Raw genomic sequence first — 23,276 nt, 5'->3', positions numbered from 1 at the left:
CCACAGGGGATCTCTATCAAATTCAATGGCTGAGCAGGTCAACCAGGGCCTGCGCACCCTTCTGCAAGGGCTGGCTCTTGAGCCACACCGCGTGCACAGGCAGCACCAGGCCATTTTCGATGTTGCGAAAATCCAGCCGCTTCAAGCGTCCCGCCTCCAGCCACGGCTGCACCACCGACAGCGGAAAATTACCCCAGCCCAACCCCGCTTCGACCATTTCCATTGCCGTCTCAAGATTGTCCGTACGCCAGTAAGACTCAGCCACCAATGGCCGCGTTTCGCTGATCGGCAAGTCACGGCTGGCGACGATGATCTGCCGCACCTGCACCAGATCTTCAAGAAACACATCCCGCCCCTGCAACAACGGGCTGTCCGCCGCCAGCGTGGCGATCATGCGTTCGCTGCCGACAAACTGAAACCGCTCCAGCGCATTCACGCTCAAACCGGCGAACGCCAGACACACGCTGACCCGGCCACTGTGCAGCATCGCCAGCACATCATCCTGTGGCGCAGTCAGCACTTCGATGTCGAGCAACGGATGCCGCTCGGCAATCACCTTGATCGCTGCCAGCAAGCGCCGCCGATCAACGTCCGCAACCACGCCGATCGACAACCTGCTTTCCAGTCCCAACGACAGCTCCACCGCGTGCACTTGCAGTTGCTTGAGCTGCTCGGCGATCAGCCGCGCGTGCGGCACCAACGACTGCGCCATCGCCGTGGGTTGCGGCTCGCGATGAATGCGGTCGAACAGCGGGTAACCGAGTTCCGCTTCAAGATTGGCAATGCCCATGCTCACCGCGGAGGGCACCTTGCCCAACTGCCGCGCGGCAGCGGAGAACGAGCCGCGTTCGATCACCGCGAGAAATAATTCGATGCTGTCGCTGCTGAAATTCAAATGCCTAACCTATCAATAAAACTGAAAGCTACCGACTTTTTCTGTCAGGTCTATTGAAGCTATCTTTGCTCGCCTTCGCCAGCCCCGCTGGCCAATATTCGGCAAGAAAGAGGCAAATCTGCATGCAAGGCGTGAAACGCAAACTGGTCTACGTGTCGCTCTACGAAGTGATCGGCATGACCTTCTCGGCACTTGGTCTGGCACTGTTATCGGGCACATCGCCGGGCAGCACCGGGCCGCTGGCGGTGATCATCACCAGCATCGCCGTGACCTGGAATTTCATTTACACCTCGTTGTTCGAGCGCTGGGAAAGTCGCCAGGTCTCGCGCACCCGTACGGTCAAACGGCGTATCGCCCACGCCGTCGGCTTTCAACTGACGCTGATCGTGTTTCTGATCCCGTTGATCGCGTGGTGGATGAACATCAGTCTGGTGCAGGCGTTCCTGCTGGATCTGGCACTGATCATTTTCATCCCGTGCTATACCTTCGTGTTCAACTGGCTGTTCGACCGGATCTTCGGCCTGCCGAACTCGGCGCTGCCGGATTCTACCGCTGCGACATAAATCGCTAATTCGTAAGCAGGTATTGCGAGAAATCAGCGGTTCAACCTGTGAAACCGCCGACATTCACAATCCGCAAACACCGATAGCAGGCTAAGCTTTTCCATCAATAAAAAATGGATCAGCTTATGACTGCTCACGCTTCCGCCGCCGCGCTCAGTGATGGCATTGACCCGGTACGCGCCGCCGAGATTTCCGCCCGCATTGATCGGCTGCCTGCCGTTGCTACCATCTGGCGTCTGGTGGCGCTGCTGTCGATCGGCGGTTTTTTCGAACTCTACGATCTGTTCCAGACCGCCTACATCAGTCCTGGGCTGATTCGCGACGGCTTGTTCGCCACGGGCAAGCAAGGCGTGTTCGGTTTCTCCGATCAGGCGGCGTTCGCCTCGGCGACGTTCCTCGGCCTGTTCCTCGGCGCCAGCCTGCTCAGTCCGCTGGCGGATCGTTTCGGCCGCCGGGCGATCTTCACCTTCGCGCTGATCTGGTACACGGTGGCGACAGTGCTGATGGGCATTCAGACCTCGGCGCTGGGCATCATCGGCATGCGTTTTCTGGTCGGCATCGGCCTCGGTATCGAGCTGGTGACCATCGACGCTTACCTCTCGGAACTGGTGCCCAAGCGCATGCGCAGCTCGGCGTTCGCCTTTGCGTTTTTCGTGCAGTTCCTCTCGGTGCCGGCGGTGGCTTTGATGTCGTGGTGGCTGGTACCGCAAGCGCCGTTCGGCATTTCCGGCTGGCGTTGGGTGGTGCTGGCCAGCGCGGTGTTTGCGCTGTTTATCTGGTGGCTGCGCAAGCGTCTGCCGGAATCGCCGCGCTGGCTGGCGCAGCATGGTCGCTTTGATGAGGCCAACCGGATCCTCGACCATCTCGAAGCGCGCTGCGCCAAGGATTACGGCAAAGCGCTGGATGCGCCGGAACCGGTGCCCGTCGATGTCGAAGGCAAGGGCCGCTTCGCCGATATCTGGCAACCGCCCTACCGGCGTCGCGCACTGATGCTGATTGTCTTCCACATCTTTCAGGCAATCGGTTTCTTCGGTTTCGGCAACTGGTTGCCGGCGCTGCTTTCGGGGCAAGGCGTGAGCGTCACCCACAGTTTGATGTACGCCTTCATCATCACCCTCGCCTACCCGCTCGGGCCGTTGCTGTTCGTGAAGTTCGCCAACCGCTTCGAGAACAAATGGCAGATCGCCGGCTCTGCCCTCGGCGCGATGACCTTCGGCACCCTGTTCGCCCTGCAGACCAGCGCGTTCGGGCTGATTTTCTGCGGGGTAATGATCACCTTCTGCAACGCCTGGCTGAGCTTCAGTTATCACTCCTACCAGAGCGAACTGTTCCCCACCAACATCCGCGCCCGCGCGGTCGGTTTCTGCTATTCGTTCAGTCGCTTGTCGACGGTGTTCAGCAGTCTGCTGATCGGCATGTTCCTGGATAATTTCGGCACGCCGGGGGTACTGGCGTTTATCGTCAGCAGCATGCTGATCGTGATGCTGACCATCGGCTGGTTCGGCCCGCGCACGCGTAATCTGGCGTTGGAAAATATTGCCCATCGTTGACGGCCAACACAGGACTCACCTGTGGGAGCGAGCCTGCTCGCGAAGGCGCCGTGTCAGTGACTATAGGCTTGACTGACACAACGCTTTCGCGAGCAGGCTCGCTCCCACATTGGCTATTGGTGACGTTGAACAGCTCAGTTCAATTGCAGGGTTTCATTGAACTGGCTGATCGCATCCACCACATGCCGCGAGCCCTGCTGAATCTCGAGGATCACCTCGCCCGCCTCGTTCGCCAGCTCCACGCCCAACCCGGTTCGGCTCAGGCTCGACTGCATGCTCGACACCGCGCTCAGCGACAGGTCGTGGTTCTTGCGCACCACATCGACGATTTCCAGAGTGGCCTGACTGGTCCGCGCGGCGAGGCTGCGCACCTCATCGGCGACGACGGCAAAACCGCGTCCATGCTCACCGGCGCGCGCCGCTTCGATCGCTGCATTGAGTGCCAGCAGGTTGGTCTGATCGGCAATGCCGCGAATGGTCTGGACGATGGTGCCGATGATGTCCGACTGTTTGCTTACCGCATCGATGCTCACCGCCGCTTCGTTCAGATCGCGGGAAATGTCCTGAATGATCTGCACGGTCTGCTGCACGACTTGTGAGCCTTTTTGCGCGCAGGCGTCGTTTTGTACCGAGGTGCTGTGGGCCGATTCCGCAGCGTTTTGCAGGGTGGTCATCTGCCGGGTGATGTCGCTGGCGAACTTGACCACTTTGTACAAGCGGCCCTTGGCGTCGAACAGCGGGTTGTACGAGGCTTCCAGGTAAACCATCTGCCCGGACTTGTTCTTGCGCTCGAAACGGTGCGAGTGATATTCGCCGCGATTGAGCGAAGCCCAGAACGCCTTGTACTGCGCGGATTCGGCTTCGGCGCGGTGACAGAACAGGCTGTGGTGCTGGCCGACAATTTCAGGGTGCGCGTACTGCATGGTCTGCAGAAAGTTGTCGTTGGCGCGGATGACATGGCCTTCGGGGGTGAACTCGATCACCGCCATGGAACGGCCGATCGCCGCCAGCATGGCTTCTTCTTCATGTTCTTTGTTGATGCGTGCGGTGATGTCCGCCGCGACCTTGATCACACTTCTGACCTGTTTGTCGGGCCCGAACACCGGCATGTAACTGGCTTCGAGCCAGATCTCGCGGCCGCTCTTGTTCAGGCGCAGAAAAGTGCCGCTGAGCGGTTCACCACGGGCCAGGTCGCGCCACAACTTCGCGTAGTCCTCGCTGCGGTAGAAGCTTTCTTCACAGAAGATCCGATGGTGTTTGCCGCGCACTTCTTCGGCGCTGTAGCCCATGGTCTTGCAGAAGTTCTCGTTGGCGTCGAGAACGATGCCGTCCGGAGTGAACTCGATCATCGCCATCGAGCGGCTGATCGCTTCGATTTTCGCGTTGGCCTCGGTCAGCGCACAGCTGAAACGCTCGATTTCCCGCAGGTCAGCCTTGTGATGTAGGTTGAACATGGTTGTATCACCTTCCGCGCGTTCTTTTGATTTGATGAAAGTTCAGGTCTTGCAAGATCCATCACTACGTTCCACAGAACAGGCACACGCCTTCCTCCACGGGAGGAAGTTGTCAGGTGATAAATGATGATCAATCGGAGGGTCCCTGCAGCGACGCTCTGATCAAGACATCCTTTTCTTGATAGCCCGCAAGCGGGCCAGCCCTAACGCGTAGAAGAACTTCCATTTAGATGACGCTCCTTGTTGGTTCAGTGTCGGTGCCTTGGATTGCGCACTCTGGCAGCATGAATCACGGACCAACCTGGTACCGCCGCCCTGTTGGCATGACGGTCGACATGGTTAGTTACCTGCAAAGCATAGCCATCCCGACGCCGGGCGCAAGGCCACTAGTCGGCCAGTATCTGGCATTTTTTGCACAAGAAACGGTTCAGCGCGGGAAACAGTGTGGTGAAAACGGGCGTTTTCGCCAGCGAAGCGGAAGCCCGCGAAACGGGCTCCCGTAGGGATTGCTTAATGGCCGAAGATGTCGACCTTCTTGGCTTTCTTCTCTGCGCGTTTTTCGATGGCGGTCTTGGCCGGCTTCTTCTTCGCGGCTTTCTTTGAATCCATACCTTTGGACATGATCGGTACTCCACTCACAGGGGTGTGAGTTCAGGTATACACCTATCCCGAAGCGCGCGTTCTTTTATAATCGGCGCTTTTCGCAGCGACAGCCCGAACCATGTCCGATATCCACTACAGCCAGCTCGACGAATCGTTGTGGCCGCTGATGAACAAGTTCTACCGCAGCCACCAGTCGTCGATGAAAGCCGTGCGCGAGGCACAGTTGTGGGTAGCGCGGCGCGGCGAGATCGTTGCGGCGCTGTGCCTGCGTCCAGTAGCGGGCGGACACTGGCTGACGGGGTTGTTTGTTGATCCGGGGTGTCGCGAGCAGGGAATTGCTGCGCAACTGATCGCGGCGGCGGTTGCTAAGGTGGACGAGCCGGTGTGGCTGTTCTGCCATCCGGATCTGCGCGGGTTTTATGAGCGGCGTGGCTTCAGTTTCGATCCGCCGCTGCCGCAGGCGATGGCCGAGCGGTTGAGTCGGTATGCGCGGAGTAAGCCGATGATTGCGATGGGGCTAGTTTGAAGATCAAAAGATCGCAGCCTTCGGGAGCTCCTACACCGATCCCTGTAGGAGCTGCCGAAGGCTGCGATCTTTTGATTCTGGTTAATCGTCAACGTTGGGATCAAGGTCCGGAAACAGCACTTCGGTAAAGCCGAACTTGCTGAAATCGGTAATCCGCGACGGATACAGCCGGCCGATCAGGTGATCGCATTCATGCTGCACCACTCGCGCATGAAACCCCGAGGCCACGCGCACGATCGGCTCGCCCTTGGGATCAAAGCCTTCGTAGCGAATCTGCTGAAAGCGATCCACCGCACCGCGCAAGCCCGGCACTGACAAACAACCTTCAAAGCCCTCTTCCATCAACGGATTCAACGGCGTGATCAGCGGATTGATCAGGATCGTCTGCGGCACTGCTTCAGCGTCCGGGTAACGCTCGCTGTGTTCGAAGCCGAAGATCACCAGTTGCAGGTCGACGCCGATCTGCGGCGCCGCGAGGCCAACGCCGCCGACGCTTTCCATGGTCTGGAACATGTCATCGATCAATTGCCAGAGCTCGGCGCTGTTGAACATTTCCGGTGGTACCGGCGCGGCGATGCGCAGCAGGCGCTCATCACCCATTTTCAGAATTTCACGAATCATGGTCGCGCTTCGTCAGTGTCCGACTTGAGCGAATGATCGCGGCCCAGGCCCGAGACGTGTTGTTTGGGGGATTCGTCAGGCTCGCCAGGGGCTTTTTCGCCCTTTTCCTTGCCTTCGGCGGACATGTGCTCGATCACCGCGTTCATCTCCGCGCCGAGCAACAGCACCGCCGCGGAAATATAGAAATACAGCAAGAGCACGATGATCGCCCCGATGCTGCCATACATCGCGTTGTAGTTGGCGAAGGTTTTCACGTAGAAGGCAAACCCCAACGAGGCAAGGATCCACACCACCACGGCCAACACCGAGCCTGGGGTGATGAAACGGAATTCCTGTTTGACGTCGGGCATCACGTAATAGATCAGCGCCACTGCGACCATCATCAGAATCACGATCACTGGCCAGCGGGCGATCGTCCACACCGTGACGATGAAGTATTCCAGCCCCACTTGTGCGGCAATCCAGCCCATCACCTGTGGCCCGAGCACCATCAGCGCAGCGGCGATCAGCAGCATCCCGGCGATGCCGACGGTATAGACGATCGACAACGGGAAACGCTTCCAGATCGGCCGGCCTTCGACCACGTCATAGGCGGCGTTCATCGCGCTCATCATCAGGCGCACGCCGGCGGACGCGGTGTACAGGGCAATCACGATACCGATCGACAGCAGGCCACCCTTGGATTGCTGCAACTGGTCGATCACCGGGTTGACCTGCTCCAGCGCCTGCGGCGGCAGCACCAGTTCGGATTGCAGACGCAGCCAGGAGAAGAAATCCGGCAGGTGCAGGAAACCGATCAGGGCGATCAGGAAAAGAATGAACGGGAAGAGCGAGAACAGCATCTGGTAGGCCAATGCCGAGGCGTAGGTCGACATTTCGTCATCGACGAACTCAGTGACCGTGCGCACCATCACCCGGTGCAGGGGCAGACCTTTCATGTCCGGGAATATCATTCGCGTCTCCTTGCGCCGCAAAAGGTTGAAGTCGTGGCGACTCAGGGGCCGTTTTTTACCTCAAGGTAGCCTACTTGGCGATCCTTCGGCGGATAACCGCAGGGTTCTGATACAAAAACGGCCATCCTTGGATGGCCGCTCGTGTGATTCGTTCAAGGCTCGCTTACGCCTTGTCGACGCCTTTTTTCACAGCGTCCTTGGCGTTGCCGACCGCTTGCTGGGCTTCACCTTTTTTCTCTTGAACCTTGCCTTCGGCGCGCATCTTGTCGTTATCAGTAGCTTTGCCGACGCCTTGCTTGATATTGCCGACGGCTTCGTTGGCCATGCCTTTTACTTTATCGCCTGTGCTACTCATGGTGTTTCTCCGTGAAGCATAAAGGGAAGAAAAGTCATTACGTAACGATTGACCGGTGCGCTTTGCGCCGAGTTTCATTTATTTTGCTGGCATTTCGTCGTGGCATGCAGGTTGCGCTTTATGTTTGCCGGCGTTGCCCCGAGAATGCTCAGCCTACGGGCGCTGAGCCCGGCACACCGATTCGCAGGAATGTCATGAAGCTCAATAAAACCCAGGCCATCGCCCGTCGCAACCAGGAACTGGGCGGCGCCGTGCTCGGCACCAACAACTGCCACTTCGCCGAACTGAACCGTAACCGCAATATCTGGTGGTTCGACCTGCCGGTGTCGCGTCTGGCCATCGGTCAGTACGAGTGGATTCACTTGCTGCTGCACACCCCGGCCACCGATGAGTTGCTGCACCTGAAAGTGCCGACGGTGTTCCTGCGCGAAAAGCTCGAAGGCCTGGTGATTCGCAACGAAGGCAAACGCAAGGCGGCGCTGAGCCTGGAATTGAGTGCGGACAAGGATTCGTATCTGCAGGACATGCGACCGGCCGGAACCAATGTGAATTTTGCACCGTTTCGTCAGTAGGATTTGCACTTGATCGTTCCCATGCTGTGCGTGGGAATGCTTCTCGGGACGCTCTGCGTCCCTGCAGTGCTGGACGCGGAGCGTCCAGGGCGGCATTCCCACGCGGAGCGTGGGAATGATCAGTTCACCAACAAAAAGCCCCGCATCTGCGGGGCTTTTTATTTACGCGGCAGACTTGGCCTTGATCTTCTTCAGCTCTTCATCCCGCAATTCGCGGCGCAGGATCTTGCCGACGTTGGTGGTCGGCAGGGCATCGCGGAATTCCACCGAACGCGGCACTTTGTAGCCGGTAACGTTGGCGCGCATGTGGTCCATGACCTGTTCTTTGGTCAGGGTCACGCCCGGTTTGGCGACGATGAAAATCTTGATCGCCTCACCCGACTTCTCGTCCGGCACACCGATCGCCGCGCACTGCAACACGCCCGGCAAAGTCGCCAGCACGTCTTCCAGTTCGTTCGGATAGACGTTGAAGCCAGACACCAGAATCATGTCTTTCTTGCGATCGACAATGCGCATGTAGCCGTCCGGCTGGATCAGCGCGATGTCACCGGTTTTCAGCCAGCCGTCGCTGTCGAGCATTTCATCGGTGGCTTCCTGACGCTGCCAGTAACCCTTCATCACTTGCGGGCCCTTGACGCACAGTTCGCCGATCTCGCCCAGCGGCTGCTCGACACCGGCATCGTCGATGACTTTGCACAGGGTCGACGGCACCGGAATGCCGATGGTGCCGATCTGGATGTGCTGGATCGGGTTGACCGTGGCCACCGGGCTGGTTTCGGTCATGCCGTAGCCTTCGCAGATGGCGCAACCGGTCACGGCTTTCCAGCGCTCGGCCGCCGCCAGTTGCAGGGCCATGCCGCCGGACAGGGTGACTTTCAGCGCGGAGAAATCCAGCTTGCGGAAACCTTCGTTGTTGCACAGCGCCACGAACAGCGTGTTCAGACCGACAAAACCGCTGAACTTCCACTTCGACAGTTCCTTGACCATCGCCGGCAGGTCGCGCGGGTTGCTGATCAGAATGTTGTGGTTGCCGATCAGCATCATCGCCATGCAATGAAAGGTGAACGCATAGATGTGATACAGCGGCAGCGGCGTGATCAGGATCTCGCAGCCTTCGTTGAGGTTGGAGCCCATCAGCGCCTTGCATTGCAGCATGTTGGCGACCAGGTTGCGGTGCGTGAGCATTGCGCCCTTGGCCACGCCGGTGGTGCCGCCGGTGTATTGCAGAACCGCGACATCGCCGCTGTCCGGGTTCGCCTCGGCCACTGGCTGGCCGTGGCCCTTGCTCAGGACGTCGTTGAATTTGATGGCTTTGGGCAAGTGATAGGCCGGGACCATTTTCTTCACGTACTTGATGACGCTGTTGATCAGCAGGCGCTTGATCGGCGGCAGCAGGTCGGCAACTTCGGTGACGATGACGTGCTTGACGCCGGTTTTCGGCACCACGGCTTCGGCCAGATGCGCCATGTTCGCCAGGCACACCAGCGCTTTGGCGCCTGAGTCATTGAATTGGTGTTCCATTTCCCGCGCGGTGTACAGCGGGTTGGTGTTGACCACGATCAGCCCTGCGCGAATGGCACCGAAGACCGCGACCGGGTACTGGAGGACGTTGGGCAGTTGCACGGCGATTCGATCACCGGGCTGCAAGTCGGTATGCTGTTGCAGATACGCGGCAAAGGCCCCGGACAGCTCGTACAGCTCACCGTAGGTGATTGTCTTGCCGAGGTTGCTGAAAGCCGGTTTGTTGGCGAAGCGTTGGCAGGATTGCTTCAACACTGCCTGAATGTTCGGATACTCGTCTGGATTGATCTCGGCTGCGATTCCAGCCGGGTACTTATCCTTCCAAAAGTCTTCGATCATGGAAGCCCACTCCTCAGCAACGCGAATTCTTCACCGCATTTGATGCGATTATTATTGGTGTGTGTTTTGTATTGGTGAATCCGGCGTTTTACAGGCCGAGAAGTCACAAAGCGCGCCGAGAGTAGCAGCTTTGCCGAGGGTCGACCAGAGCCAAAAGAGGGCCCTACAGTCATATTGATGACTCAAGACTTGCCAGCGGTCATTTTAGAGCAATAATCCTATTAAACCGTGAAAGCCCCGTAGTCATGGGGTGTAAAAGCAAAAGATCGCAGCCTTCGGCAGCTCCTACATTTTGGAATGCGTGTCCTGTAGGAGCTGCCGAAGGCTGCGATCTTTTCGCTTGTAACCTTTATGCGATATCCCGCAACTCGCGCCGCAGAATTTTCCCTACAGGCGTCATCGGCAACGACTCACGCAACACGATGTGTTTCGGCACCTTGTAGGCCGTGAAATTCTCTTTGCAGTACGCCTTCAGCTCTTCCAGGCTGACCCCGCTCTCCCGCGCTACCACAAACAGCTTCACCGCCTCTCCCGAACGCTCGTCCGGCACGCCGATGACCGCGCAGTTGGCGACTTTCGGGTGGGCCATGACCACGTCTTCGATTTCGTTGGGGTACACGTTGAAGCCGGAGACGATGATCATGTCCTTCTTGCGATCGACGATGCGCACAAAACCGTCCGGGTCGATCACGGCGATATCGCCAGACTTGAACCAGCCCTCGGCATCGAGCACTTCGGCGGTGGCCTCGGGTTTGTTCCAGTAGCCCTTCATGATCTGCGGGCCTTTGATGCACAGCTCGCCGCGCTCGCCCAGCGGCTGCTCGACGCCGTCATCGTTGATGATTTTCACCAGCGTACCCGGCACCGGCAGGCCCACAGTGCCCAGGCGCGACTGATCGCCGTAAGGGTTGGTGCAGGCCACTGGCGAGGTTTCGGTCAGGCCGTAGCCTTCGGTGATACGGCAACCGGTCATCTGCTCCCAGCGCTCGGCGGTGGCCTTGACCAGCGCTGTACCGCCGGAGTTGGTGAGCTTGAGGCTGGAGAAATCCAGGGTCTTGAAATCAGGGTGATCCATCAGCGCAACAAACAAGGTGTTCAAACCCAGCAGCGCCGAGAAGCGCCAGTTCTTCAGTTCCTTGATGAAGCCGGCGATGTCGCGCGGATTGGAGATCAACACGTTGTGGTTGCCCGACACCATCATGCACATGCAATTCGCAGTGAAGGCATAGATGTGGTACAGCGGCAGCGGCGCAATCATCACCTCTTGGCCTTCGCGCAACAGCGGCTGACCATCCGGGCCGAGCTGAGCCAGACAGGCGCGCACCTGCTGCATGTTCGCCACCAGATTGCCGTGGGTGAGCATCGCGCCCTTGGCCAGGCCGGTGGTGCCGCCGGTGTATTGCAGCACGGCGATGTCATCGAGGCCGACGTTCAGCGGTTTGATGCCCAGGCCGCGGCCCATACGCAGCGCGCTTTTGAACGAGGTCGCTTGCGGCAGCGAATACTCGGGAACCAGTTTCTTCACTTTGCTGACCACGGTGTTGACCAGCCAGCCTTTGGCGGTGGGCATCAGGTCGCCCATCTTCGCTTCGATCAAATATTGGATGTCGGTGTCGGGCAGCACTTCCTGGACTTTCTGTCCGAACAGATTCAGGTAGACCAACGCGCGTGCACCGGAATCCTTGAACTGGTGGCGCATTTCCCGTGGCGTGTACAACGGGTTGGTGTTGACCACGATCAGCCCGGCGCGCAGGGCGCCGAACACGGCAATCGGATAATGCAGAACGTTGGGCATCTGCACCGCGATGCGATCCCCCGGCACCAGATCGGTATGGGCCTGCAGGTATCCGGCAAACGCCGCGCTCTGGCGCTCGAGTTCGGCGTAGGTCAGGGTGATGCCCATGCTGCTGAACGCCGGGCGGTCAGCGAACTTCTTGCAGGAACGCTCAAACACTTCGATGACCGACTTGAACTCGCCCATGTCGATGTCCAGCGGTACGCCGGCCGGGCGTTTGTCATTCCAGAAATCAGGTTGCATTGTTCTTGTCCTCTTTACCTGAGCCGATCCGGGAGCCGCTTTCTGTCGTTTCTGCTTCGTCCATGGAAGGCGAAAAGCACAAAGCGGAGCTTCACGGACACTAGCAGCTATGGCCATTGAGGCAAATATGACGCAAGCCCTCATTGATCCCGTGAATCTTCCTGCCGTGGCGTGAGCTGATCAGACGCGCTATACACTGTGGCGATGCTGAGCAAAGGAATCGCCATGACCCACGACACCTTCTGGCTGGACGCGAGTGACCGCAGCCGCCTGTACGTCAACCGCTGGCTGCCGGCCACGCCATTGAAAGCGGTGATTCTGCTGGCCCATGGCATGGCCGAACACAGCGCTCGCTACGCGCGGCTCGCTGACACGTTTTGCGACAAAGACTATGGCGTCTACGCCCCGGATCTGCGCGGCCATGGCCGCACCGCCGACAACGGCACCCTCGGCCATTTCGCCGATGACGACGGTTGGTGCAAGGTCGTCGGCGATCTGGCCAGCCTCAATCAGCACATCGGCCAGCAACATCCCGGCGTGCCGATCATCCTGCTCGGCCACAGCATGGGCAGCTACATCGCCCAAGGCTATTTGTTGCACCACAGCGCCAGTCTGCACGGGGCGATTCTCAGCGGCTCGAATTTCCAGCCGGTGGCCCTCTATCGCGTCGCGCGGCAGATCGCCCGGCTGGAAAAACTGCGCCAGGGCGGCAAGGGCCGCAGTGCATTGATCGAGTGGCTGTCGTTCGGCTCGTTCAACAATAAATTCAAACCGGTGCGCACGCGTTTCGACTGGCTGAGCCGCGACCCGGCGGAGGTCGACAAGTACGCCGCCGACCCGTTGTGCGGCTTTCGCTGCACCAATCAGCTGTGGATCGACCTGCTCGGTGGGTTGCAGCAAATCAGCAAAGCGTCCAATCTCGCGCAGATCGATCCGGGCCTGCCGCTGCTGGTAATTGGCGGCGAATGTGATCCGGTGAGCGAGGGCAAGCGTCTGACAGATCTGGCCAATGCCTTGCGCAGGGCCGGCAGCCAGCACCTGCAACTGAAGATCTACCCGCAGGCCCGGCACGAATTGTTCAATGAAAGCAATCGCGACGAAGTGACCACCGATGTGCTCGCCTGGATCGACCAGGCCCTGAGCCACCGGCGCCCACAGCGCAGCGAATAATTTTTGTGGATTGACTGAAATCCGTCACAGGAATCGAAACCGATGACCCAGGTTACCAACATCCCTTACGAAGCCCTTGAAGTCGGCCAGACCGCCAGCTACAGCAAGACCGTCGAAGAGCGCGACATTCAGCTGTTCGCCGCGATGTCGGGCGACCACAACCCGGTGCACCTGGACGCCGAGTTTGCCGCCGCCAGCATGTTCAAGGAACGCATCGCCCACGGCATGTTCAGCGGTGCGCTGATCAGCGCCGCCGTTGCCTGCGAATTGCCTGGGCCGGGCACTATCTATATCGGTCAGCAGATGAGCTTTCAGAAGCCGGTGAAGATCGGCGACACGCTGACGGTGCGCCTGGAGATTCTGGAGAAACTGCCGAAATTCCGCGTGCGCATTGCCACTCGCGTATTCAATCAGCGTGATGAATTGGTAGTGGATGGCGAGGCGGAGATTCTCGCGCCGCGCAAGCAGCAGACGGTGACGTTGCCGACATTGCCGGCGATCAGTATCGGTTGATCGAAAAGATCGCAGCCTGCGGCAGCTCCTACTTTGGAATTCATTCCCCTGTAGGAGCTGCCGCAGGCTGCGATCTTTGCTTTCCAGACGCGCACAAAAAACGCCAGACAAGCTGGCGTTTTTTTTCAGCCGACTAACTCTTACGAGTTCGCACGAGCCTGGTTACGCAGGGCTTTCACCTGGTCGTGGTTGCGCTGTACGCCGTGGTACTGACGCTCAACCAGATCCTTGATGCCAACCAGATTGTGCTTGTTGATCTTCTCGATCGCTTCACGATAAGCCTTCAGCGCATGGTCTTCACCACGCTCGGCTTCGTTCAGCACAGCCTCTTCGTCTTTACCGGTGAACATGGATTTGACGTCGACCCAGCGACGGTGCAGATCACCGGCAACACTGGTCGAAGTTTCCGGATCACCGCCCAGCGAACGTACCTGAGCCTGCAGCTCGGCTGCTGCGGTGGCGCAATCGGCGGAGCGCTGCACGAACAGGGTTTTCAGTTCTGGGTGCTTGATGTCTTCGGCGCAAGTCTTGAACCCTTCCTGACCGTCCTTGCAGGTTTCAATCAGGTCGTTGAGTACAGAAATGGCTTCTTTATTCATGTCGGTCATTTTTCAATTCCTTGCGATGGGTTGAAGATGCAAGGGATATTGCAGTGTGCGTGCCAGCTTCGCTTCAGGTAAAAATATCTTTGTTTTCAATGACTTAAGAAAGATTGAACCATCTGTATGCTGGTTTTTTGCATGATCTGTCATTTGGCCTGCATGCAGAATGCCTGTATTTTCCAGGCTGTCATGTGAATCGATGAAGCGTGCTGATGAATCCGGAAAAACTCGAACTGCTGATCACCCGCGAGATGCCCTTCGGCAAATACAAAGGGCGGATCATTGCCGACTTGCCTGGCCCCTATCTGAACTGGTTCGCCCGTGAAGGCTTTCCCCACGGTGAACTCGGTGGCCTGTTGGCGTTGATGCAGGAGATCGACCACAACGGCCTGTCCGACCTGCTCGAACCGCTGCGCGCCAAACACGGCAAACCCGCCCCGCGCCACTGACGCGCCCTTCCCTCTTGAGCCTTGCCGACCATGCCTGACAACACCCGCCGCGCCTGTGACGAAGCCTTCTGGCAAACGTTTGCCGACCGATACGATGTGCAGCCCGGCCCGGTCAATCTGGAAAACGGTTACTTCGGGCGCATGTCGCGCACGGTGATCGAGGAGTACCAGCGCAATATCGAGCTGATCAACACCAGCAACTCGATTTATGTGCGCCAGCGCTTTGAACAGCACGACAACCTTGAGATCCGCGCGCAACTGGCCGAACTGATCGGCGTCCGCGCGCAAAGCGTGGCGCTGACGCGCAATGCCACCGAAGGCCTGCAATCGCTGATCCGCAATTACAACCGTCTGCAACTGGGCGATCAGGTGCTGATCTGTGACCTCGAGTACGACACGGTCAAAGGCGCCATGCGCTGGCTGGCGCAACAGCGTGGCGTTGAGGTCATCGAGATTACCCACCAGCATCCCGCCAGTTTCGACAGCCTGCTGGAAAGCTACCGCGAAGCTTTCACCCGCCACCCGAAACTCAAACTGATGGCGCTGACCCATGTCACCCATCGCACCGGTCTGGTCATGCCGGTGCAGGCCATCGCCGCATTGGCCAAAGAGCACGGCGTCGACATCATCCTCGACGGTGCCCACGCCCTCGGCCAGATTGAATTTGACCTGCAAGCGTTGGGCATCGCTTTCGCCGGTTACAACCTGCACAAATGGATCGGCGCACCGCTGACCCTTGGCTTCATCTATATCGCCCCGCAGCGTCTGGCTGATATCGATCCGGACATGGGCGAGATGCATTACCCAGTAAGCGATATTCGCGCGCGCACCTCGTACAGCACGCCGAACATCCCGGCGCTGATGACCTTGCCGCTGGTGTTCGAAGAGCACGACGCCCTCGGTGGCGCCGCAGCCAAAAGCCCACGCCTGAATTACCTGCGCAACTTGTGGGTCAGCCGGGTCCGGCACCTGCCGGGCATCGAGGTGCTGACGCCGGACGACCCGCAACTGTATTGCGGGATCACCGCGCTGCGCTTCACCCGGCATGCCGATCAGCAGGCAATGGCCGAGCGTCTGCTCAGCGAATTCAACCTGTTCACCGTGGTGCGCACCGGCGCCGCATGCGGGCCGTGCATTCGCATCACCCCGGGGCTGACCACCACGGCTGGCGAGATGGAGCAGTTGGTCCACGCATTGAACCAGCTGCGCTAGAACGGCACACCGGAGTTTTTTTCGTAGCCTTCAAGACCCAACTGCGCCGACACGGCGAAGGTGTCGATGCCGAGGGTCTGGCAGGCGAAGGCGCCGTCTTCAAGATCGGCGCCGGCGATCGGCTGCAATACCAACTGCAAGGCGTCCTCGGCGGCAGCTTCACAGCCGCAGCGGCCTGGGAGGTGCAAGGTGCCGGCCCAGGCCTCGTGGTGAGCTTGCGCTCCTGCTTCGTCGCCGGGAATGAATACGTTCAGCTTCAGGCAAGCAGCGCCGTGCGCAGGTCGATCCGGATAGACACTGGTGAAACGGACGATGCCATGGCTATCAGTCGATTGACTGCCGCCAAGGCTGGTGTCGCCATCGACACGCTGTTGAATGCGCACCAGCGCGCCGATGACTGGCTCGCTGGTCATCGCATCGACCAGCGACAGACGCAGGATCAGCGGCAGGCCTTGGACACCCTGGCTGATATTGCGCCCTTGGGAATCGGCTGCGGGGCGGCCGAGGGGAAGTTGCTGCGGTTGATAACGGGATTGTGGTGTAAGGGTCAGAGACTGACGGTCGTCCATGAGGCGTTCTCTCTTCCATAAGATGGACGCAGATTAACCCCGTGAAAAAGCCAGCGTGCAGTAACTATGTATCGCGGCATGTACCGGCAGTTTTTTCAGCGCAAAAAAAAGGTGCGCCGACCAAGCGCACCATAAAGCCGTAAAGCACACAACGAGGTGTAGGGGTAAAGATCAGTCCAGCAGCGCCAGGGCCTCGGCGGTGCATTCCTGAATGCGCGCCCAGTCGCCGTTCTTGATCCACTCCGGATCAAGCATCCAGCTACCGCCCACGCACATGACGTTTTTCAGCGCCATGTAGCTCTTGATATTGGCCGGGCCGACGCCGCCCGTCGGGCAGAATTTCACTTCGCCGAACGGGCCGCCGAGCGCCTTGATTGCCGCCACGCCACCGCTGACTTCCGCCGGGAACAGCTTGAAGCGGCGATAGCCCAGACCGTAGCCTTCCATGATCCCCGAGGCGTTGCTGATGCCCGGCAACAGCGGAATCGGGCTGTCGACGCTGGCTTCGAGCAGGTCACGAGTGATGCCCGGGGTGACGATGAATTGCGAGCCGGCCGCTTCCGCCGCTGCGAGCATGTTGCGGTCGAGCACGGTGCCGGCACCGGTCATCAGTTCCGGGCGCTGTTCGCGCAGGATCTGAATGGCCTTGAGGCCGAACTGCGAACGCAGGGTCACTTCCAGCGCAGTCAGGCCACCGGCAGCGAGGGCGTCGGCCAGTGGCAGCACGTCCTGTTCGCGGGCGATGGTGATCACTGGCAGGATCCGCGCCTTGGCGCAGAGACTGTCGATCAGGGCAACTTTGTCCGCCATGGAAACGGTCGGGGATGGGGTTGTCATAGCGGCTGTTCCTTGGCTCATGGGCACCAGTAAATCTCTAACGTAGGTTGCAGAAACGCGCGCACCGGCATGGCCGCAACGTCATCGGATGCCAGCGCGGCATTCAGGGTGGTCAGTTTCGATTGACCGGAAATCGACAGAATCTTGTGCCGGGCCGAGGCCAGCAGCGCGCGGCTCATGGTCAGGCGCTGACGTGGCACGCTGGGCGCCAGCATCGGCCAGCAACGGCGCGTGCCATCGGCTTGCAGGGCTTCGGCGAGGTTCGGGCTGTCGGGGAACAGCGACGCGGTGTGACCGTCATCGCCCATGCCCAATACCAGCACGTCGATCGGCGGCAGTTCGCCGAGCAGACGATCAGCCTGTTCCGCAGCCTGCTCGACGTTGGCCGCCGCGCTGTAGAGGCTGAGGAACTGTGCCTTGGCTGCCGGGCCTTTGAGCAGATACTGCTTGAGCAGGCCGGCATTGCTGTCGGCGTGTTCGACCGGCACCCAACGCTCGTCGGCCAGGGTCACAACGACCTTCGACCAGTCCAGCTCCTCCTTGGCCAGGTGCTGGAAAAACGCGACCGGGCTGCGCCCGCCGGACACCACCAGCACCGCGTTGCCGCGTGCCGCAATGGCGTCGCTCAGTTGCTTGGCAACGTTCAGCGCCAGGCCTTCGGCGAGCAGCACCGGGCTGTTGAATTCGCGGGCAGTCACGCCCGTCGGCAGTTGCACATCAGATATCGCCATACCACGACCTCCCGTCCCGCGTGATCAAAGCAATGGAGCTCATCGGCCCCCACGACCCGGCCGCATACGGCTTGGGCGCGTCACCGGATTTCTTCCACCCGGCGATCAGCTGGTCACACCACTTCCACGCGGCTTCGATTTCATCTTTACGGACAAACAGGTTCTGATTGCCGTTCATCACTTCCAGCAACAACCGCTCGTAGGCATCGGGGATCCGCGCGCTACGCCAGGTGTCGGAGAAATTCAGTTGCAGCGGCCCGCTGCGCAGTTGCATGCCCTTGTCCAGGCCCTGCTCCTTGGTCATCACGCGCAAGGAAATGCCTTCGTCCGGTTGCAGGCGGATGATCAGTTTGTTGCTGATCTGCAGACGCTGCTCCGGGGCGAAAATGTAGTGCGACGGTTCCTTGAAGTGGATGACGATCTGCGACAGCTTCTGCGGCATGCGCTTGCCGGTACGCAGGTAGAACGGCACGCCGGCCCAGCGCCAGTTGCGGATGTCGGCACGCAGGGCGACGAAGGTTTCGGTGTCGCTCTGGGTGTTGGAATTCGGTTCTTCGAGGTAACCCGGAACGGATTTGCCCTCGCTGTGGCCAGCGATGTACTGGCCGCGCACCACTTGTGTGGTCAGGCCTTCCGGGCTGATCGGCGCGAGCGCCTTGAGCACTTTCACTTTCTCGTCACGGATGCTGTCGGCGGACAGGTCGGCCGGCGGGTCCATGGCAATCAGGCAGAGCAGCTGCAACAGGTGATTCTGGATCATGTCGCGCAGTTGGCCGGCCTTGTCGAAATAGCCCCAACGGCCTTCGATGCCGACCTTCTCGGCCACGGTGATTTCCACGTGGGAGATGTAATTCTGGTTCCACTGGGTTTCGAACAGGCTGTTGGCGAAACGCAGGGCGATCAGGTTCTGAACGGTCTCTTTGCCCAGATAGTGGTCGATGCGGTAGGTGCGGTCTTCCGGGAAAAACTGCGCGACGGCGTCGTTGACCTTGCGCGACGACTCCAGGTCAGAGCCGATCGGTTTTTCCAGCACCACCCGAGTATTTTCGGCCAGACCGACTTTCTCGAGGTTCTCGCAGATCGCGCCGTATACCGCCGCCGGAGTAGCGAAGTAGGCAATCATGCGCTGGATGCTGCCGGCCAGTTCCGCCAGCGCCACGTAATCCTCAGCCTTGAGGAAGTCGACGTGCAGATAGGTCAGGCGCGCGAGAAAGCGCTCGGCCACGGTTTCGTTCAGCTCTTTACCGACGTAACGGCGCAATTCGGCGGCGATGAACGCCATGTGCTGCTGCTCGCTGCCGGGCTCACGGGCCAGCGCGATGATTCGCGTGTCCTCGTGCAGCAGGTCGGCACCGTCAAGGTGATACAGGGCAGGAAACAGCTTGCGCAGGGCCAGATCGCCAAGCGCGCCGAACAAGGCAAAGGTGCACGGTTCAACCGTAATGGAAGGCATGATGTTTGTTCTTTTATCAAGTTAAGCTACAAATACCTTTTTTCAAGGCATCACTCAAGGGAAAATGTAGTAATAACCACAACATTTTCGCAGAATACTCAATCCGAGTGGTGGTCGCCCGGACGCATCAGTAGGATAGGCCACCGTCACGGGCCATATCAAAGGCCCAATTTGCATAGCCCGACGCAACTCTGCGTCGGTGAATCAGGAATTCCATATGGACCGCGTGCGAAATTTACTGGAACAGATCCAGAGTCGCCTTGAAGAGCTGAACAAGGCCGAACGTAAGGTCGCCGAGGTGATCCTGCTCAACCCGCAGCAGGCCACCCGCTTCAGCATCGCCGCCCTCGCCCAGGCCGCCTCGGTGAGCGAACCGACGGTCAACCGCTTCTGCCGCTCGTTCGGTGTCAGCGGCTACCCCGAACTCAAGCTGCAATTGGCGCAGAGCCTGGCCAGTGGTGCGGCGTATGTCAGCCGCGCGGTCGAGGCCGACGACAATCCCGAGGCGTACACGCAGAAGATTTTCGGCAGCGCCATCGCTTCCCTGGACAGTGCTTGCCAGGCGCTCGACCCGAACCTGATCAGCCGCGCCGTCGACCTGTTGATCCAGGCCCGGCAGATCCATTTCTTCGGCCTCGGCGCCTCTGCCCCGGTGGCGCTGGATGCGCAGCACAAGTTCTTCCGCTTCAACCTTGCGGTCACCGCGCATGCCGATGTGCTGATGCAGCGAATGATTGCTTCGGTGGCGCATACCGGCGAGCTGTTCGTGATCATTTCCTACACCGGGCGTACCCGTGAGCTGGTGGAAGTGGCGCGGATTGCCCGCGAGAACGGCGCTTCGGTGTTGGGTTTGACGGCGGAGAATTCGCCGCTGGCCAAGGCCAGTACCTTGAGCCTGAACATTCCGTTGCCGGAAGACACCGACATTTATATGCCGATGACGTCGCGGATCATTCAGTTGACCGTGCTGGATGTGCTGGCGACGGGGATGACCTTGCGCCGTGGCGTGGACTTCCAGCCGCATCTGCGCAAGATCAAAGAGAGCTTGAATGCCAGCCGGTATCCGGTGGGTGACGAGTTCAACTGATCTCTGACGGCTGATCGTTCCCACGCTCTGCGTGGGAATGCTTCAAGGGGCGCTCCGCGTTCCGGCTCCGAAAGGGACGTAGAGCGTCCCGGGCTGCATTCCCACGCAGAGCGTGGGAACGATCAGGCCGCCGCCCACGCCTGCAAACTCAAATGCGCCTTCTCCCCCGGCGCCAGGTGCAGGCTGTCGGTGCCGCCCGCTGCTGCTTCTACGCAAACGAATTCCGATACCTCGTCCCAGCTCACCCCCAGCAGCGGCCGCGCGCCGGGATGCCAGACGACGGTGTCGCCACTGTCACCGGTATCGATGCACAACTCGCGCTGCCAGGCGTGATCCTTGAGCTGCAATTCGCCATCATGCTGGAACACCCGCTGACAGCCGCCATCGACGCGCAACTCACCTTCCTGCTGGCAAACCTGACGATTCAACTGGTCATAACCCTGCGCGCCTTCGAGCCCAGACAGCGCTATCTCACCAACATCGCCTATACGCCAGTAAGCGTGCAAAGCCTGGCTCAACTGGCACGGCATGTCGTCCTGATGCTCGGTGCTCAGGCGCAATTCCATGCGTTCGCCCAAGTGCGCGTGCAGGTCGACCTGCCAGTCGCACAGCTGTAATTGCCAGTGCAGGCGCACGCCGTCTTCGGCGCTGCTGCTGTCGAGCAGTTTCCAGTCGAGCAGTCGCGCCCAACCATGCGACGGCCACGCGTTTTCGCTCGGATGACGGCCATACCACGGCCAGCACACCGGCACGCCACCGCGAATCGCGCCGACATGCGGCCACTTCGCCGCGCACCACAACCACGGCTTCTGCCCGCGCGGCTGAAAGTGCAGCAACTGCGCGCCCTGACGACTGAACACCGCCTGACACAGCGGATGATCGATCACCAACACGTCGCGCATCTGATAGCGCTCCCAGGCGAACACCGGCCGCTCGCGCAGGGATTTGAAGAAGCGTTGCAGCGGATGCTCATGCATTGGCTACGGTCCTGAAAATCATGGGGGTACAATTACCTTTGTGACCCTTGAATACTGTGGCGAGGGGATTTATCCCCGCTGGGTCGCGAAGCGGCCCTGAAAACCATTCACCGAGGTGTATCAGCCAGATGGTGCTTATCGGACTTGGGGCCGCTTCGCAGCCCAGCGGGGATAAATCCCCTCACCACAATGGGTACGACATAACTCTTTCTGCGGGTCTCGCAAAAAAAAGCGGACAGCCTTGGCTGTCCGCAAATGCGCACATAGAGAGGAGCTTATCGCAGACGCGTCAGAACGTTGACTGAATTTTCAGGCCAGCGACCAAAGCGTTGTCCACTTCATCCACACCGCCCGGATGGGTGATGTATTGCAGGTTGGGACGCACGGTCAGCCAGTTGGTGACATGGATGCCGTAGTTGAGTTCGTAGTTGTACTCGGTCTCACGAATCGGCGAGAACGCGGCGTTGTCGTAGTCGGACACACCGTTGGCAGCGTTCAGCAGTTCAGCGTTGCGCTTGACGTCCTTGTTGACGTGGATACGCGCCGCGCCGATACCGATGTCATCCTTCGGACGCGCATCGAACGGGCCTTTGTAGACAAACATCACCGACTGGTAGTTGTCGATGAAGTTGGTGTCCTTGTCGTGGAAAGTCGCGTTGGCAGCGATGTTCAGACCGCGAGTTGCATCACCGTTGTGGCTGGTGAGTTGCTGTTGCGCAACGAACCAGTAACCGCTTTTGCTGTTGTGCGACTTGTAGTCATCACCGGTGGTTGCCGCGTCGAAACCGTTGACGTCTTCGCGAACGTCGTCGGCATCGGCCGTGCTCTTGTAGTAACCGACGCGGTATTCGCCCGGCAGGCTGTTGACCTTCGGCGACCAGACCAATTCAACCGGCAGCACGGTACCTTTGGTGCCGCTGCCGCTGAGCTTGAAGCCGTTGCCGTGTTCCAGTTGCGACGGGTTCTGGTTGTACGCACCGATCTGCGCGTAGAGCTCGTCGTTGATGTTGTACTTCACACGGATCGCGGCCTGGCTGACGGGCCAGTTGTACCAGATGTTGGTCGCCCAGTTACCCACTTGCGAACCGCAGAACGCCAGGTTCTGGAAGTCGCACGGGAAGGTGTTGAAATCTTCGCCTTCGCCGAAGTAACCGGCCTTGACGTCGAGCTTGTTGTCGAAGAACTGGTGCTGGATCCACAGTTGGGTCAGACGCACCATGTGGCCACGGCCGTAGACTTCCTGCGAGGAGCTGAGGGTGCCGGCACGCGGATCGCCAACGCGGTCGTTGGAGATGTTGTAACCGTTACGATTGGTCAGCTGGATCTTCGCCTGGGTGTTGTCCCAGCCCCACAGTTTCTGCAGGTCGAGGGCCACGCCCAGACCGAACTGGTCGGCGTAACGCGCAGTCTTGTCGTCGTTGTAGCCACCGTTCAGGTTGGCGCCCATCTCGCCAACGTAGTCGGCCTTGATGTCGATACCCTGCTCGATCAGCTTGGTGCGCTCGCCGCCCCAGTCGCCGGTCATCCACTTGGAGTCGGAGCTGAACGCATCCGCCGCCATTGCATTACCGGCCAGCACCAGTGCAGCTGCCGCAGAAACCTGGCAGATCAACCGGGCATTGACGTGTTTCTTTTTCATCCCTACATCCTCGTCTTTATTGTTATTAACTGTTTTTATCTAACGCG

The 23,276-nt window shown here is 59.5% G+C and carries 23 protein-coding genes; 9 read left to right on the top strand and 14 right to left on the bottom strand.

Annotated features, from left to right (window positions below; all coding sequences use genetic code 11):
- Positions 1–22: 22 nt before the first annotated feature.
- The gene (locus J5M66_RS23605) at positions 23–895 is read right to left on the bottom strand and encodes a LysR family transcriptional regulator (RefSeq protein WP_207807923.1); all 873 of its coding nucleotides are present in this window, start codon (positions 893–895) and stop codon (positions 23–25) included.
- A 122-nt stretch (positions 896–1,017) separates the two neighbouring features.
- Between J5M66_RS23605 and J5M66_RS23600 the strand changes: the two genes are divergently transcribed.
- Positions 1,018–1,458, top strand: a complete 441-nt coding sequence (locus J5M66_RS23600; RefSeq protein ID WP_207807922.1) for a PACE efflux transporter — start codon at positions 1,018–1,020, stop codon at positions 1,456–1,458.
- Between the two features lie 125 nt (positions 1,459–1,583).
- Entirely contained in the window at positions 1,584–3,008 is a 1,425-nt protein-coding gene (locus J5M66_RS23595; protein WP_207807921.1) for an MFS transporter, read from the top strand.
- Between the two features lie 134 nt (positions 3,009–3,142).
- On the opposite strand, the gene J5M66_RS27190 is transcribed toward J5M66_RS23595, so the two are convergent.
- On the bottom strand, positions 3,143–4,462 hold the full coding sequence (locus tag J5M66_RS27190; RefSeq protein ID WP_122880468.1) for a PAS domain-containing methyl-accepting chemotaxis protein: 1,320 nt from the start codon (positions 4,460–4,462) through the stop codon (positions 3,143–3,145).
- Between the two features lie 721 nt (positions 4,463–5,183).
- Here J5M66_RS27190 and J5M66_RS23585 point away from each other — a divergent pair.
- Positions 5,184–5,591: a GNAT family N-acetyltransferase gene (locus J5M66_RS23585; protein ID WP_207807920.1), complete on the top strand. Its 408-nt coding sequence runs from the start codon at positions 5,184–5,186 to the stop codon at positions 5,589–5,591.
- Positions 5,592–5,672: 81 nt separating this feature from the next.
- Here J5M66_RS23585 and def read toward each other — a convergent pair whose 3' ends face one another.
- The 3 genes from def to J5M66_RS23570 form a co-directional block, all read right to left on the bottom strand.
- Positions 5,673–6,212: a peptide deformylase gene (gene def, locus J5M66_RS23580; protein WP_122704263.1), complete on the bottom strand. Its 540-nt coding sequence runs from the start codon at positions 6,210–6,212 to the stop codon at positions 5,673–5,675.
- The gene (locus J5M66_RS23575) at positions 6,209–7,165 is read right to left on the bottom strand and encodes a YihY/virulence factor BrkB family protein (RefSeq protein ID WP_207807919.1); all 957 of its coding nucleotides are present in this window, start codon (positions 7,163–7,165) and stop codon (positions 6,209–6,211) included. The genes def and J5M66_RS23575 overlap by 4 nt, the downstream gene beginning before the upstream one ends.
- 163 nt (positions 7,166–7,328) lie before the next feature.
- Entirely contained in the window at positions 7,329–7,520 is a 192-nt protein-coding gene (locus tag J5M66_RS23570) for a CsbD family protein (RefSeq protein WP_016775518.1), read from the bottom strand.
- Positions 7,521–7,714: 194 nt separating this feature from the next.
- Between J5M66_RS23570 and J5M66_RS23565 the strand changes: the two genes are divergently transcribed.
- Positions 7,715–8,092, top strand: a complete 378-nt coding sequence (locus J5M66_RS23565; protein ID WP_016775519.1) for a hypothetical protein — start codon at positions 7,715–7,717, stop codon at positions 8,090–8,092.
- Positions 8,093–8,254: 162 nt separating this feature from the next.
- Here J5M66_RS23565 and fadD1 read toward each other — a convergent pair whose 3' ends face one another.
- Both fadD1 and fadD2 read right to left on the bottom strand, forming a co-directional pair.
- On the bottom strand, positions 8,255–9,952 hold the full coding sequence (gene fadD1, locus J5M66_RS23560) for a long-chain-fatty-acid--CoA ligase FadD1 (RefSeq protein WP_024014053.1): 1,698 nt from the start codon (positions 9,950–9,952) through the stop codon (positions 8,255–8,257).
- A gap of 349 nt (positions 9,953–10,301) precedes the next feature.
- Positions 10,302–11,990 (bottom strand): long-chain-fatty-acid--CoA ligase FadD2, encoded by a 1,689-nt coding sequence (fadD2, locus tag J5M66_RS23555; RefSeq protein ID WP_024014054.1) that lies wholly within the window; start codon positions 11,988–11,990, stop codon positions 10,302–10,304.
- Between the two features lie 225 nt (positions 11,991–12,215).
- On the opposite strand from fadD2, the gene J5M66_RS23550 reads away from it, so the two are divergent.
- Together J5M66_RS23550 and J5M66_RS23545 are read left to right on the top strand one after the other, a co-directional pair.
- Entirely contained in the window at positions 12,216–13,160 is a 945-nt protein-coding gene (locus J5M66_RS23550) for an alpha/beta hydrolase (RefSeq protein ID WP_206421681.1), read from the top strand.
- A gap of 42 nt (positions 13,161–13,202) precedes the next feature.
- A complete protein-coding gene (locus J5M66_RS23545; protein ID WP_003227420.1) occupies positions 13,203–13,673 on the top strand; it encodes a MaoC family dehydratase in 471 nt (156 codons plus the stop codon).
- Between the two features lie 140 nt (positions 13,674–13,813).
- Here the strand turns inward: J5M66_RS23545 and J5M66_RS23540 are convergent, their stop codons facing one another.
- Positions 13,814–14,281, bottom strand: coding sequence for a PA2169 family four-helix-bundle protein (locus J5M66_RS23540; RefSeq protein WP_016773542.1), 468 nt, complete (start codon positions 14,279–14,281; stop codon positions 13,814–13,816).
- A 206-nt stretch (positions 14,282–14,487) separates the two neighbouring features.
- On the opposite strand from J5M66_RS23540, the gene J5M66_RS23535 reads away from it, so the two are divergent.
- Both J5M66_RS23535 and J5M66_RS23530 read left to right on the top strand, forming a co-directional pair.
- Positions 14,488–14,724 carry a DUF3820 family protein gene (locus tag J5M66_RS23535; protein ID WP_003227425.1) on the top strand — a complete coding sequence of 79 codons (237 nt, stop codon included), beginning with the start codon at positions 14,488–14,490 and terminating at the stop codon, positions 14,722–14,724.
- 30 nt (positions 14,725–14,754) lie between these two features.
- Positions 14,755–15,936 carry an aminotransferase class V-fold PLP-dependent enzyme gene (locus J5M66_RS23530; protein WP_207807918.1) on the top strand — a complete coding sequence of 394 codons (1,182 nt, stop codon included), beginning with the start codon at positions 14,755–14,757 and terminating at the stop codon, positions 15,934–15,936.
- Here J5M66_RS23530 and J5M66_RS23525 read toward each other — a convergent pair.
- From J5M66_RS23525 to zwf, 4 genes are all read right to left on the bottom strand, one after another.
- On the bottom strand, positions 15,933–16,505 hold the full coding sequence (locus J5M66_RS23525) for a hypothetical protein (protein ID WP_207807917.1): 573 nt from the start codon (positions 16,503–16,505) through the stop codon (positions 15,933–15,935). The two genes, J5M66_RS23530 and J5M66_RS23525, sit on opposite strands and share 4 nt — an antisense overlap.
- Before the next feature lie 171 nt (positions 16,506–16,676).
- Positions 16,677–17,342 carry a bifunctional 4-hydroxy-2-oxoglutarate aldolase/2-dehydro-3-deoxy-phosphogluconate aldolase gene (locus J5M66_RS23520; RefSeq protein ID WP_016773539.1) on the bottom strand — a complete coding sequence of 222 codons (666 nt, stop codon included), beginning with the start codon at positions 17,340–17,342 and terminating at the stop codon, positions 16,677–16,679.
- A gap of 17 nt (positions 17,343–17,359) precedes the next feature.
- Positions 17,360–18,073: a 6-phosphogluconolactonase gene (pgl, locus tag J5M66_RS23515; protein ID WP_207807916.1), complete on the bottom strand. Its 714-nt coding sequence runs from the start codon at positions 18,071–18,073 to the stop codon at positions 17,360–17,362.
- Positions 18,060–19,526, bottom strand: a complete 1,467-nt coding sequence (zwf, locus tag J5M66_RS23510; RefSeq protein ID WP_130887000.1) for a glucose-6-phosphate dehydrogenase — start codon at positions 19,524–19,526, stop codon at positions 18,060–18,062. Before zwf ends, pgl begins: the two co-directional genes overlap by 14 nt.
- Before the next feature lie 226 nt (positions 19,527–19,752).
- Here zwf and J5M66_RS23505 point away from each other — a divergent pair, with 226 nt between their 5' ends.
- Positions 19,753–20,613: a MurR/RpiR family transcriptional regulator gene (locus J5M66_RS23505; protein ID WP_169842436.1), complete on the top strand. Its 861-nt coding sequence runs from the start codon at positions 19,753–19,755 to the stop codon at positions 20,611–20,613.
- A gap of 122 nt (positions 20,614–20,735) precedes the next feature.
- Here J5M66_RS23505 and J5M66_RS23500 read toward each other — a convergent pair whose 3' ends face one another.
- Both J5M66_RS23500 and J5M66_RS23495 read right to left on the bottom strand, forming a co-directional pair.
- Positions 20,736–21,590 (bottom strand): D-hexose-6-phosphate mutarotase, encoded by an 855-nt coding sequence (locus J5M66_RS23500; protein WP_073472039.1) that lies wholly within the window; start codon positions 21,588–21,590, stop codon positions 20,736–20,738.
- A gap of 289 nt (positions 21,591–21,879) precedes the next feature.
- Positions 21,880–23,229 (bottom strand): carbohydrate porin, encoded by a 1,350-nt coding sequence (locus tag J5M66_RS23495; RefSeq protein ID WP_076563920.1) that lies wholly within the window; start codon positions 23,227–23,229, stop codon positions 21,880–21,882.
- Between the last annotated feature and the right edge of the window lie 47 nt (positions 23,230–23,276).

The organism is Pseudomonas sp. 67(2021), from assembly GCF_017491835.1.
Lineage (GTDB): Bacteria > Pseudomonadota > Gammaproteobacteria > Pseudomonadales > Pseudomonadaceae > Aquipseudomonas > Aquipseudomonas atacamensis.
Note: the sequence above shows the minus strand (reverse complement) of the source record. Positions and strands in the feature narration are given on the sequence as shown.